This window comes from Clostridia bacterium (genome assembly GCA_035628995.1).
In the GTDB taxonomy this organism is placed as follows: Bacteria; Bacillota; Clostridia; order Lutisporales; family Lutisporaceae; genus BRH-c25.
In genome coordinates, this window is sequence record DASPIR010000021.1 from 45,721 (window position 1) to 58,457 (window position 12,737).

General features: G+C 40.7%; 12 protein-coding genes. All 12 read left to right on the plus strand.

Translation table 11 applies throughout. The annotated features are described in order from the left end of the window. Window positions 1–2 precede the first annotated feature (2 nt). The 12 genes from radC (at window position 3) to VEB00_06115 (ending at window position 12,718) form a co-directional block, all read left to right on the plus strand. Window positions 3–698 (plus strand): DNA repair protein RadC, encoded by a 696-nt coding sequence (gene radC, locus VEB00_06060; GenBank protein HYF82573.1) that lies wholly within the window; start codon window positions 3–5, stop codon window positions 696–698. 179 nt (window positions 699–877) lie between these two features. Further along, the gene (locus VEB00_06065; protein HYF82574.1) at window positions 878–1,918 is read left to right on the plus strand and encodes a rod shape-determining protein; all 1,041 of its coding nucleotides are present in this window, start codon (window positions 878–880) and stop codon (window positions 1,916–1,918) included. A gap of 48 nt (window positions 1,919–1,966) precedes the next feature. Further along, window positions 1,967–2,776: a rod shape-determining protein MreC gene (gene mreC, locus VEB00_06070; protein ID HYF82575.1), complete on the plus strand. Its 810-nt coding sequence runs from the start codon at window positions 1,967–1,969 to the stop codon at window positions 2,774–2,776. A 125-nt stretch (window positions 2,777–2,901) separates the two neighbouring features. Then, on the plus strand, window positions 2,902–3,414 hold the full coding sequence (mreD, locus tag VEB00_06075) for a rod shape-determining protein MreD (GenBank protein HYF82576.1): 513 nt from the start codon (window positions 2,902–2,904) through the stop codon (window positions 3,412–3,414). A 256-nt stretch (window positions 3,415–3,670) separates the two neighbouring features. Beyond that, window positions 3,671–6,112 (plus strand): penicillin-binding transpeptidase domain-containing protein, encoded by a 2,442-nt coding sequence (locus VEB00_06080; GenBank protein HYF82577.1) that lies wholly within the window; start codon window positions 3,671–3,673, stop codon window positions 6,110–6,112. 154 nt (window positions 6,113–6,266) lie between these two features. Next, window positions 6,267–6,932 carry a septum site-determining protein MinC gene (gene minC, locus VEB00_06085; protein ID HYF82578.1) on the plus strand — a complete coding sequence of 222 codons (666 nt, stop codon included), beginning with the start codon at window positions 6,267–6,269 and terminating at the stop codon, window positions 6,930–6,932. Window positions 6,933–6,979: 47 nt separating this feature from the next. Then, window positions 6,980–7,783: a septum site-determining protein MinD gene (minD, locus tag VEB00_06090; protein HYF82579.1), complete on the plus strand. Its 804-nt coding sequence runs from the start codon at window positions 6,980–6,982 to the stop codon at window positions 7,781–7,783. A gap of 18 nt (window positions 7,784–7,801) precedes the next feature. Continuing rightward, window positions 7,802–8,083: a cell division topological specificity factor MinE gene (gene minE / locus VEB00_06095; protein HYF82580.1), complete on the plus strand. Its 282-nt coding sequence runs from the start codon at window positions 7,802–7,804 to the stop codon at window positions 8,081–8,083. Window positions 8,084–8,209: 126 nt separating this feature from the next. Then, window positions 8,210–8,941: a M23 family metallopeptidase gene (locus VEB00_06100; GenBank protein ID HYF82581.1), complete on the plus strand. Its 732-nt coding sequence runs from the start codon at window positions 8,210–8,212 to the stop codon at window positions 8,939–8,941. A 176-nt stretch (window positions 8,942–9,117) separates the two neighbouring features. Then, entirely contained in the window at window positions 9,118–9,957 is an 840-nt protein-coding gene (locus VEB00_06105; GenBank protein ID HYF82582.1) for a M50 family metallopeptidase, read from the plus strand. A 203-nt stretch (window positions 9,958–10,160) separates the two neighbouring features. Continuing rightward, complete coding sequence (locus VEB00_06110) at window positions 10,161–12,017, plus strand: TIGR03960 family B12-binding radical SAM protein (protein HYF82583.1); 1,857 nt, start codon at window positions 10,161–10,163, stop codon at window positions 12,015–12,017. Then, window positions 12,017–12,718, plus strand: coding sequence for a TIGR03936 family radical SAM-associated protein (locus VEB00_06115; GenBank protein HYF82584.1), 702 nt, complete (start codon window positions 12,017–12,019; stop codon window positions 12,716–12,718). Before VEB00_06110 ends, VEB00_06115 begins: the two co-directional genes overlap by 1 nt. Window positions 12,719–12,737 lie beyond the last annotated feature (19 nt).

A 12,737-nucleotide genomic window follows, 5' to 3' on the forward strand; every position in this document is an offset into this window, starting at 1 on the left:
ATATGAAGATACAGGATGGTCATGCTACAATTAAAGATCTCCCGGCTGAGGAAAGACCCAGAGAGCGTCTTATAAGACACGGCGCTGCTGTTCTCTCAAATGCAGAACTCCTGGCGGTACTATTAAGGGTTGGCACCAAGGAAGAAAATGCTATTTCACTGGCGCATCGAATATTGAAACAAGAGCAAGGACTCAGGTACTTGGTTGACAGTAAAGTGGAGCAGATGTCTTGCATCAAAGGAATAGGCCAGGCTAAGGCTGCACAGATAAAAGCTGCAATTGAACTGGGCAAACGTTTGAGTACATTTGAGCTCGGGGTGGACAAGCCTGTAAAGAGCCCCAAGGATGTTGCGGATTTACTTATGGAAGATATGAGATATCTTAAAAAGGAACATATGAAGCTAGTACTTTTAAATATAAAATGTAATCTTATATCAGTAGAGGAAATTTCAATAGGGAGCTTGAATGCTTCAATCGTGCATCCGCGGGAGGTTTTCAATCCCGCAATTAAAAAATCGAGTGCAAGCATAATTATGGTGCATAATCATCCGAGCGGTGATCCATCGCCAAGCAGCGAGGATATAGGAATAACTGCAAGGATTTCTGAAGCGGGGAAGCTCATAGGTATTGAACTTGTTGATCATATAATTATTGGAGATGGTAAGTATATAAGTATGAAGGAAAAAGGTCTGTTTTGATATGATAAAGCCCATAGACCGGCAAATTAACAAAAAAATGTAAATCTGCTTGGTGCGGTGAATAACTTGCACTGGACTTGTAAAACATATAAAAAAGACTATTTCTATAATTGCACCCTATAAGTAGTAAATTATAATACAAATGATATGTGTATTTTGTTAAGGAGGACATTTTTATAATGGGTTTATTTAATTTTTTTTCAAAGGATATTGGTATAGATTTGGGTACTGCAAATACCCTGGTATATGTGAGAGGAAAAGGGATTATTGTTAGGGAGCCTTCAGTTGTCGCTATGAAGCTTGACACCAATGCAGTCATGGCAGTAGGTGACGAGGCGAAAAAGATGATAGGGAGAACCCCTGGCAATATCGTAGCAATAAGGCCCATGAGGGACGGCGTGATAGCTGACTTCAATATCACGCACAGAATGATCAAATATTTCATAGGAAAAGCATACGGCGGTTCCACTGTTGGAAAACCCAGGGTTCTTGTCAGTGTGCCGTCAGGTATCACTGAAGTAGAAAGAAGAGCAGTTGAAGAAGCGGCAATGCAGGCGGGAGCACGTACTGCGAGGCTTATTGAAGAGCCAATGGCAGCTGCTATTGGAGCTGGCCTTCCTGTTGGGGAGCCTACCGGAAGCATGATAGTCAACATGGGTGGAGGCACTACAGAAATTGCTGTGATTTCCCTGGGCGGAATAGTTACAAGCAAATCTATAAGAGCAGCTGGGGATAAGCAGGACGAAGCAATAGTGCACTATATCAAGAGAACTTACAATTTAGCAATTGGAGAGCGTACCGGTGAGGATATTAAAATCACTATCGGTTCTGCATTTCCCCACGCTGTTGAAGGTTCAATAGATATCAAAGGAAGAGACCTTGTAACTGGTTTGCCGAAGACTATAAAAATTACTTCAGAGGAAGTGCTTGAAGCTTTAAGAGAGCCGGTTGCAACTATTCTGGATGGTATTAAGAGTACTTTGGAGAAGACACCCCCTGAGTTAGCTGCAGATATCATGGACAGAGGAATAATGCTGTCCGGAGGTGGAGCTCTTCTGCACGGCCTGGATGCCTTGGTAAGACAGGAAACAGGAATGCCAGTTCAGGTAGCTGAGAATCCTCTGGATTGCGTTGCTATGGGTACAGGAAAGGCTTTAGAGCAGTATGATGAAATCAGCAGACCATATTCTATAAGGCATAAGAATTCAAGTAATTATTAATAAGAAAAAAATTAGATATAAAAAGTATTAGTGTGAGGTTATATATATATGAGGATTAGAAATAAGCTTTTTATTTCTGTAATAATAATATCAATACTATTAATAGTATTGATTACTATTACTTCTCAAGGTAGGACAAGACCTGATGTTTTGGGGGGATTGTTCGGGAGAATAATAACCCCGGTACAGAGGGTGTTCTACTCCTCAGGGGAGTTCTTTGAGAATACCTTTAAGAGCTTGTATGATTTAAGGAACCTTAAAACTGACAACGAAGCACTTAAGGTTGAATTGGAGACGCTAAAGGACCAGAACAGACAGCTTATCCAGATGGCACTAGAGAACAACAGACTGCGCAGTCTGTTGGAGTTTAAGGAATCAAATACGCAGTTTAATTATATAGGGGCTAGCGTAACAGGCCGGGATCCGGGCAATTGGTATGATGTCTATACAATAAATAAAGGCTCCAAAGACGGAATTGAAGTCAATGATGCGGTAATAGTCAGTCACGGTTATCTTGTAGGGAAAATAATAGAGGTAGGCGCTAATTATTCTAAGATTATGGCAATCATTGATGAAAGAAGCTCTGTAAGTATAGTTGTAAATAGGACAAGGGATATGGGTATTGTATCAGGGAGCTCTGACTATGATGTCACAGCAATTATGGAGCTTGAAGCAGATATAGTCAAGGGCGATGACATTATAACCTCTGAATACAGTACACTGCCAGAGGGACTATATATTGGAAAGGTAAAAAGTGTAGAAAAACAGGAGCGAAAGCTGCAAAAAATGGTTGAGATAGAACCTTCAGTTGATTTTAAAAGATTGGAAGAAGTATTTGTTATAAAGACGGTAAAATAAATATGTGCCTCTTAACAGGAAGGATTCCTTATCCTGCAGAGGCACAACACCAAGGAAATGTATTTTCAACACTTGAATAGTTGGAAATATGTTGTGTTGAAAAACATTAAAGTGAGGGGTAGCTTGTGAGGATAGCAGTTATTTGCACATTGGCAGTTGTAAATGTCATACTTGAATCGACTCTGTTTCAGTATACGCGCATATATGGTATAAAGCCGGACTTCTCCATAATGATTATTGTAGCTTATGCGATTATGAGGGGAAGCTCCTATGGCGCTTTTACGGGTCTGGGAATAGGGCTGCTCATAGATATGATGTATGGACGAGCCATAGGTATAAATGCTCTGTCCTATATGGTGACAGGGTATGTTATTGGGCAGGCTCATGAAAACGTATTCAAGGACAGCTTCATACCCTCCTTTATTTTCAACTTTATTGCAATAATTATATTTCAGCATAGTTTCATGCTGCTCGCTTATTTCTCAAATAATATTTCCAGCACAGGAGTCTCATATATGTACATGCTCTTGAAGGTGATATTTCCACAGGCTATTTATAATGCAGCAGTGGGTTCGATTTTATACAGGTATATTTACAAGTTGGATGAAGCCCCGTTCATGAACAGGAGAATATACTAAAGGAATATCAGGTATTCCTGAATAGTATGGTTTCGCGTTACGCATTTCGAGTTTCGCGATTTAAGAATGGCTATGGAGTAGGAAACAAGAGTATGGAGATTAGATTCTCGACTAGTGGTCGTCCAGATAGGCTTCGTAGAACGAGCTAAATACGCATAACACGCAACACGAAACGCGTAACCAGTTATATCACTATGAGAACTTTTGTTTAGATGAGCAGCTATTTAATAATTATAAGGTATTGTCGGGTGATTATATGTTTAAAAAATATTTTAAAGATAGACTTGATATTGTTCGGGTAGTCACAATTTTAATTTTTTTTGTTATTGCTTTCAGGCTGGCGGATTTGCAAATAGTAAAAGGTGATTACTATTGGAAAAAATCTGAGACCTTAAGGACGAGGAATATTTCGGTTACTGCTCCCAGAGGTCCAATCGTGGATAAATTCGGACGCACTATAGCGGGGAACAAGCAAAGTTATTCTGTTAATATTATGAAAACCGAAATACCACAGGAGACTCTGAATGACATAGCGCTTTCCACGATTAACATAATCGAGCAAAATGGAGATACCTATAGGGATGAAATTCCCATACTTATTAACCCCACAAGGTTTTCCTACCAGGATGATGAGAGCAACTGGAAAAAGAAGTATGGTATCTCAGCAAATGCTACAGCTCGAGAAGCATTTGCAAAGCTCAGGGTGGACTATGGCATTCCGGTGGATACTATTGACCTGGAAGCTTATGAGCTGCTGAAGGATGAGAACAATGTTGAGCTTCCTTTTGATATTACTGAATTCCAATATGACTTTAGGAAGTCAGAATTGAAATGGAAGCAAAGCAATGGCTTTAGTGCTGAGAAAAGTGCCCAGGAAGTATTTGATGCTCTTTGTATAAAATATAAGATACCCAGAGATATATATGATGACCAAAAGGCTAAAAAAATACTGACGGTTAAATATCTGGTTGGACAGAACAAATATAAGGCCTATGAGCCTGTGGAAATCGCCACAAACATAAAAAAAGAGACAAGAGCGAAAATTGAAGAGAATAAGATATTCCTGCCTGGTGTAGAAATAATTCAGAAGCCGCTAAGATATTACGCTAATAAAGATTTTGCAAGTCACATCGTAGGATATATGAGCAAAATAGGAACTGAGCTCGAAGAGCTTTCAAAGCAGGGATATACACCTCAGGATCTTATTGGCAAATCCGGCATTGAGAGCTCAATGGAAAAGTATCTTAAGGGTAAGGATGGGTCGAAGCAAATCGAGGTAGACGTAAACGGAACATTGATAAATACAATAGATGAAATAGATCCGATTCCAGGTGATACAGTTTTCTTGACCATTGATAACAAGCTTCAGAAAATAGCGGAGGATTCACTGACAAAAACCATGGAGGAAATAAGAAACGGTGTAGGGAAGGACAAGACTTATCCCAACGCAACCTCCGGTGCAGTAGTAGCTATTGATGTGAATACCGGGAAGATACTGGCTCTTGCAAGTGAACCTAAATTTGACCCCAATATTTTTGCGGCGGGAATAACCAACGAAGCCTGGAAGATGCTTCAGCCTACAAGTAAGGATGTGTATGCACCAAAGCCGCTTATAAATAATGCAATTTCAGCCACTCTTCCTCCGGGCTCAACCATGAAGCTGGTTAGTGCCGTAGCCGGCTTGGAGACTGGGGCAATCACTCCTACAGAAAATATATTTGATAAAGGTCATTATACTGCGATACCTGGGGTATCTCCTTCCTGTTCAATATTTAAGTCAACAGGTATACCTCATTATAATCAAAATGTGTCGTTGGCAATTAAGAACTCATGCAACTACTTTTTCTTTGAGGTTGGAAGAAGAATAGGCGGAGAGACATTTGAAAAGTATGCCGAGAGATTCGGCTTTGGAGAGAAATCAGGCATAGAGCTTCCCTCAGAGTACAAAGGCAGCGTAGAAGGGCCTGAGCATAAAAAGGACCAGTATAAGAGATATCTGGGAAACTACATTGTAAACAATTTGAAAATAAATGATCAGAAAATACTTGATGAGATAAAAGGATATATAGACAATAACCCTGGCACCAGGCAGATAAGAACAAGACTTAAAGAGCTTGGCATTACCGATGCCAAAGCAGTGGAAAGAGTATTGAGGTATATAAGTGAGAGCAAGTACCAGCCGGGGAATGTGCTAAATGCGACAATAGGCCAGGGGCTGAACGATGTTACCCCTCTTCAGCTTTTAGATGCCACTGCGGCCGTAGTAAACGGTGGTACGAGATACAAACCATACCTTGTAGATAAGGTCATAGGCTATGATGGTACTGTGAAGCTCGCAAAGCAGCCGGAAGTGGCGGAAAAGATAGAGATTTCATCAGCCAATCTTGAAGCAATAAAGCAAGGCATGTACGCTGTTACCAATGAAGCAGGAGGAACAGCCAGAAGTGCTTTTGTAGGCAGCAAGGTTGTAATTTCCGGTAAGACGGGTACTGCCGAAGCGGGTAAGGGTTTAGACAGCCATGCTTGGTTCGTTGCTTTTGCGCCTTATGAAAAACCTGAGATTGCAGTTGCAGTTCTGATATTCCAGGGCGGACATGGAAACTATCCTGCACCGATTGCCAGGGCAATAATTGAAGAGTATCTGGCTCCTGAGGCGGCGAAGGACAACATATTAATGGATAATGATATAATTCCATAACAAAAAGTATGTTTGACTGTGTCAAACATACTTTTTTTCGCGAAAAAGAAGGATTTATGCTAATTATGAAGAAATTTATAATGCATAGGAAAGCTATTTTTATAATATAGAGCTTATATGCACTTATTTAACGAAAGCGACCGGGGGTACTGTCATGGCTGAAAACGCAGTTATTTTTAAAGGTACAAAAGATGGGTTATACATAATACTAAAAGAAGAAATGGATTTGGACACAATAAAGGCCAATCTTGACAAGAAAATCAAACCTTCCAAACGTTTTTTCGAAGGTGCAAAGATAATGAACTTCAAGGGGAAAAAACTGACTCAGGAAGAGTTTGATGATCTTAAGGAAGTCATAGAACAAGAATATGGAATGACAGTGGTTGGGAGCTTTAATGAAAAAAGCTTTGAAGCAAAAGCTGAAAGTTTTGAAATAAAAAAGCCCGACATGCTTGAGCAGCTTCCTTTCGAAAACGTGCATAAAGGAGAAGCACTGTTAATTAGGGCTACTCTCAGATCAGGACAGTTGATTCAGTATAAAGGTGATGTAGTGATTGTCGGCGATGTGAATCCCGGAGCACACATTAAAGCAGGCGGGTCGGTCATCATTATGGGCACAATGAGAGGAATTGTTCACGCAGGTGCCAACGGTGACTACGGAGCATTCATTGTTGCATATAAAATGCAGCCCACACAGCTTAGAATAGGCGATATAATAACACGTTCTCCTGATGGGCTGGGCAGCAAGTACAATAATCCTGAGATCGCGATGGTAAAGCAGGGGATGGTAGTTGTAGAACCATATTTACGGAACAAGTAATAAATACGGAATAATTCGGGTAGGTAATAAATAATGGAGGTAGTATAATGGGTGAAGTAATTGTTGTTACATCAGGAAAAGGTGGGGTTGGCAAAACAACTACTACGGCAAATATAGGCACCGGCTTGGCACTTAGAGGCAAAAGCGTTGTTTTGGTTGATGCAGATATCGGGCTGAGGAATCTGGACGTTGTAATGGGTTTGGAAAATAGAATAGTATATGACCTTGTTGACGTTGTTGATGGAGTTTGCAGAATGAGACAAGCGCTGATTAAGGATAAAAGATACCCTAACCTGTATTTGCTTCCAGCTGCGCAGACAAAGGACAAGAATTCAGTTAATCCTGAACAAATGCAGAAGCTTGCTGCAGAGCTTGCAGAAGAATTTGAATATGTCATATTTGACTGCCCTGCAGGAATAGAGCAGGGGTTTAAAAACGCAATAGCGGGTGCAAACAGGGCAATTGTAGTTACTACACCTGAAGTATCGGCTGTAAGGGATGCGGATAGGATAATAGGGCTCCTGGAAGCAAACGGACTGAGAAATCCTATGCTTATAATAAATAGAATCAAGATGGATATGGTTAAACGCGGGGATATGATGAATATTGATGATATGATTGACATCCTTGCCATAGACCTCATAGGAGTGGTTCCTGATGATGATTTCATTGTTGTTTCGACCAACAGAGGGGAACCTGCAATTTCTGTAGAGCAGTCTTTGGCCGGACAAGCCTATAGGAATATTGTAAGAAGGATAATGGGAGAAGATGTTCCGTTCATGAACCTGGAATCAGACGACGGCTTTTTCAATAGGGTGGCAAAGCTGTTTGGATTGAGTAAGAAAAGATAGGAGGAGGAGGTGTAAGTGATGGACTTGTTTAAAATGTTTAGCAAGAGTGACAGTAGTAAGGATATAGCCAAGGAAAGACTTAAACTGGTTTTAATCCATGACAGGGCCAATGTATCTCCTCAATTCCTTGAAATGATAAAGGGTGAACTGATAAAGGTAATATCAGATTATATGGAGATTGACGAAAAGGGGCTTGAAATCAAACTTACCAGAACCAAAAGGGAGTTTGACGATTCCACTGTACCTGCACTTGTTGCCAATATACCCATAAAGAGAATGAAAGATAACGGAAAGTTTTAGCATGTTTACTAAACCCGGAGCAGTTTGCTCCGGGTTTTTTGTGTTTATTGGACATAAATCTCCCTGGTCAATAATATAGATATACAAGATATACAAGATATACAAGAACTATGGGGGAGAGAATATATGAATAACAATAATTTCGAAAATATTCCAAGACCAAAGTACATAAAGGAATATAGAAAAGTCGGCAGTATGTTCAAATCAAAGAAATACGGAGAGAAGAGCTACTTGGACAGGTTTCTCATGCAGTCCTTCATATCCCTCGTAACCATAGCAGCAGTACTTTTGATAAATAATATTAATATGAATCTGACAAATACGATATCTGACGGAATAAAAACAACTATAAACTGGAATATGAATTTCTCCAAGGCTCTTGGAACATTTTCAAATATAAAGAATATAATACCAGAAGCAAAGAAAAATCTTGGGGTAATAGGGGCAGTACAGGAAAGCTTTGAGGATAATCCAAGCTTTATAATGCCTGTAGAAGGGGAGATAACTTCAGAGTTTGGTGAAAGAGTCCACCCGGTATTTAAAACAGTGAAAATGCATACTGGAGTAGATATTGATTCGAAAATCGGCACTCCGATAAAATCCTCCACGGCAGGCAAAGTGCTTAAGGTGGGTGAGGATGCTATAAATGGCAAGTACGTGAGAGTTAAGAGCGGTAATTATGAGGTAGTCTATGCACACTGCTATAAGATAAGCGTCAAAGAGGGTCAGAGTGTAAAGCAGGGGGATATACTGGGCGAGGTAGGAGATACAGGGGTTACATCGGGCCCTCACCTGCATTTTGAGGTGCAGGAGAATGGAACAGCACTGAACCCCATGGATAAGCTTATGGGAGATTGAACGCACAAGGGCAAATGACTTGGGTATGGTGCGAATTCAATAACACTAAGGAAACATTTACGCGAAATTTGAATTAATTTTACAATATGAATTTCGCGAAATGCATTGTACAGTAAAAGGGCAGATAAAATAAGCAGATATTGTATTCATGTTCGGAATTGCTGGAGGTTCACATTGTGAGGATAAAACTTAATGCGTTTTTTATCCTTTTTTTATTTGCAAGCTATTTTGCGGGTTGGCTGCAGCAATCATTGATATTGTTTGCAGGTGTGCTCCTCCATGAACTTGGACATGTATTCACCGCAAAAAAAATGAGAATACAGGTGTTCGAGATTGAGCTGCTGCCATATGGGGGAGTTGCCAGGATGGAGGAACTGTCAAAATTCGGTGGCGCTGCAGAAGCTATTGTCTCGGCTGCAGGACCTGTCACAAGCTTACTCGTCGCCGGAGCATGTTACCTCTGCAGAAACTTTTCTGGATTGATGGAGCTAGGTTATAGATACAATCTGGTCATCTGCATTTTTAACCTTCTGCCTATAATTCCATTGGATGGAGGCAAGATTGCAAGAAATCTGCTGATTTTCTTTATGGGTTACAGGCAGGCAACAAGGATTCTGGTATTGGCGGGAAGAGCAGCCGCCTTTATACTGCTGGGATACAATATATATATGCTTGCGACCGGGAGCAGAAGTGCTGCTCTTATTATTGCAGCTGTCTTCATATACATAGGCACTGTAAAAGAGGAGAAGTTCAGCTCATATTACTACCTTTTCACTGGGAACAGCACCAAGAACATGCTTATCACCCGGGGGCATATAAGAAAAAGGTTTATAAAAGCCAGGGAGGATGCCCGGATAAGCTCGGTTGTTAATCGCTTCAGTCCTGTGACTCTGTGCTATGTGCAGGTAGTGGATGCCTCAGGAGCAATAAAAAGAATAATCAGTGAGGATGAAATTATGAAAGGCTTTCTAAAATACGGTTATGACGGAAGAATCAGGCAAATTATAAACATTTAGTAGAATTTTATACTACAATTATGTAATAATATGAGTGTGACAATTTTACTATTATGCAAATAAAGCTATAGCAAAATGTTAAAAATTATCTGGTTGCGAGTTACGAGTTACGAGTTGCGAGTATTGAGTAAGTTTTCGAAGAATTTGCTTAAGCGCGAAACGCGAAACGCGAAACGCGAAACTGAAAAGCATCGGAGGAACAAATGATATACGATAATACAAAGGAATACATATATGAGGAGCTGCTTCCCAGAGTGGAAAAGCCAGGAAGATATATAGGGACGGAATGGAACAGTATACATAAAGATCCCTCAAAGGTAGATATAAGATTTGCCTTTTGTTTTCCTGATGTTTATGAGGTAGGAATGTCTCATTTGGGAATGAAGATATTGTACCATCTTTTAAACGAGCAGCAGGACATTTTTTGCGAGAGGGTCTTCGCACCATGGCCTGATATGGAAAAAGAAATGCGTAATAACAATATAAAGCTTTTTGGACTGGAAAGCAGGGACTATATTGACAGTTTTGATTTTATAGGTTTTACACTCCAATATGAGATGAGCTATACAAACATTGTGAACATGCTTGATTTGGCGGAGATACCCATAAGATCCAGCGGAAGGAATGAAAATCATCCTTTCATAGTTGCTGGAGGACCATGTGCCTTTAACCCGGAGCCCCTACACGACATTGTGGACTTTTTCATGCTTGGAGAAGGCGAGGAACAGCTGCTTGAGGCAATGGAAGTGTATAGGAAGTGGAAAGAAGCGAAGGGTACAAGGAATGAATTCCTGCAGATGATTGCCGGCATCAGAGGCGTATATGTGCCCAAGCTTTACAATGTTGACTACAACGAAGATGCAACAATAAAAGCAATTATGCCTGTAAACGAGGATATGCCGCAAAAGGTAAAGAAGAGGGTCATAAAGAGCCTAAAAGGCGCTTATTTCCCTGACAAAATAATAGTGCCTTTTATAGACATTGTCCATGACAGGATAATGCTTGAAATATTCAGAGGCTGTACAAGAGGCTGCCGTTTCTGCCAAGCAGGGATGATATACAGGCCGGTTAGGGAAAGAGAGGTAGAGGAGCTTGTAGAAATTGCCGACAAGCTTATACAAAGCTCCGGCTATGAGGAGATATCATTGTCATCCTTATCAACCAGTGATTTCTCAAAGCTCCACCAGCTGGTAGAAAAGCTGGTATCCAAATATCAGAGCAGGAGGATAGGACTTTCGCTTCCATCTCTGCGTATTGACTCATTTTCTTTGAAGCTTGTACAAGAGGTGCAGAAGGTGAGGAAAAGTGGTCTTACCTTTGCTCCGGAAGCAGGTACCCAGAGGATGAGAGATGTCATTAATAAGGGTGTGGATGAACAAGACCTTATTAATTCTGTGGGCGCGGCTTTTGAGACGGGCTACAGCAGCGTCAAGCTGTATTATATGATAGGCCTTCCAACGGAGACTATGGAAGATATTCAGGGAATAGCTGATTTGACCTTTAAGGTTGTGGATAGGTATTATCAAGTGCCTAAGGAAAAAAGAGGAAGAGGTCTGAATGTAACTGCGAGCGCTTCCTCCTTTGTTCCCAAGCCGTTTACTCCCTACCAGTGGGAGCCGCAGGACTCGATAGACACTCTTATAGAAAAGCAGAGGTATCTGCAAAAAGCCATAAAGAAAAAACAGATTACCTTCAATTGGCATGAGCCTTATGTAAGCTATATGGAAGCTGTATTTGCAAGAGGTGACAGGAGGCTCTGCGATGTCCTGATAAAGGCGTGGGAGCTGGGCTGTAAATTTGACGGCTGGGATCAGCATTTTAAATTTGATGTTTGGATGAAGGCTTTTGAAGAAACCGGCATTGATCCTAACTTTTATGCCATAAGGCGCAGGGACTTTGAGGAGATTCTTCCTTGGGATCATATCGATGTAGGGGTAAACAAGAAATACTTGAGAAGTGAGTATAAAAAGTCCCTTAAGGCTGAGCTTACAAGAGATTGCAGGACTGCCTGCACAGGCTGCGGTATAAATCTGCTTGAGGAAGGCGGTGTCTGCAAGTAATGAATATAAGATTGAAATTTACAAAAGGGAACGAAGTAAAATATATATCTCATCTGGATCTTATGAGAGTATTCCAGCGGGCTATAAGGCGCACAGGCATACCCATATCATACAGCATCGGCTTCAACCCGCATCAGGAGATATCTTTCGGTGCTCCTTTATCCCTTGGAGTTACAAGTAATGCGGAATATGTAGATTTTAAACTGTCTGGGACAATGGATGTCGAGGAGATAAAAGACCGATTGAATAGTTCTCTTCCTGAAGGAATAAAAATTCTTGGAGGCATGAAACTGCGGGAAAACTCTGAGAGTGCAATGTCTGTTGTCACCCATGCAAGATACAAGATTAGGATTAATATTGAAAATGTTGCTGCTGAAGCCCTGAATAAGAGCATTGAAGAGTTCATCGCACAGGACAGTATTAAAGTCATGAAGGAGCAGCCCAAGAAGGGCTTTGCGCTTAAAGAGGTTGATATAAGACCAATGATTGTAGGTATGAAGCTCTCTGAGGCAAGAGAGAATATGTATATTATAGACTGTCTTCTCTTGAGCGGCAGCAGGGGGAATCTCAAGCCGGAATTATTAATGATGGCTTTCAAGGAATTTACAGGTTATAATATTGTTGGAATTAGGATAAACAGGGAAGAAGTTTATGCTGAGAAGAATAATATACTTGTTGATTTGCTGGAATATGAAAGCTGATATCATTTGAAGGGCAAAG

What these genes read in the sequence shown, in the direction of transcription:
- radC (HYF82573.1), top strand. Translation starts at nt 3, where the DNA reads ATGAAGATACAGGATGGTCATGCTACAATTAAAGATCTCCCGGCTGAG.
- VEB00_06065 (HYF82574.1), top strand. Translation starts at nt 878, where the DNA reads ATGGGTTTATTTAATTTTTTTTCAAAGGATATTGGTATAGATTTGGGT.
- mreC (HYF82575.1), top strand. Translation starts at nt 1,967, where the DNA reads ATGAGGATTAGAAATAAGCTTTTTATTTCTGTAATAATAATATCAATA.
- VEB00_06080 (HYF82577.1), top strand. Translation starts at nt 3,671, where the DNA reads ATGTTTAAAAAATATTTTAAAGATAGACTTGATATTGTTCGGGTAGTC.
- minC (HYF82578.1), top strand. Translation starts at nt 6,267, where the DNA reads ATGGCTGAAAACGCAGTTATTTTTAAAGGTACAAAAGATGGGTTATAC.
- minD (HYF82579.1), top strand. Translation starts at nt 6,980, where the DNA reads ATGGGTGAAGTAATTGTTGTTACATCAGGAAAAGGTGGGGTTGGCAAA.
- minE (HYF82580.1), top strand. Translation starts at nt 7,802, where the DNA reads ATGGACTTGTTTAAAATGTTTAGCAAGAGTGACAGTAGTAAGGATATA.
- VEB00_06100 (HYF82581.1), top strand. Translation starts at nt 8,210, where the DNA reads ATGAATAACAATAATTTCGAAAATATTCCAAGACCAAAGTACATAAAG.
- VEB00_06110 (HYF82583.1), top strand. Translation starts at nt 10,161, where the DNA reads ATGATATACGATAATACAAAGGAATACATATATGAGGAGCTGCTTCCC.
- VEB00_06115 (HYF82584.1), top strand. Translation starts at nt 12,017, where the DNA reads ATGAATATAAGATTGAAATTTACAAAAGGGAACGAAGTAAAATATATA.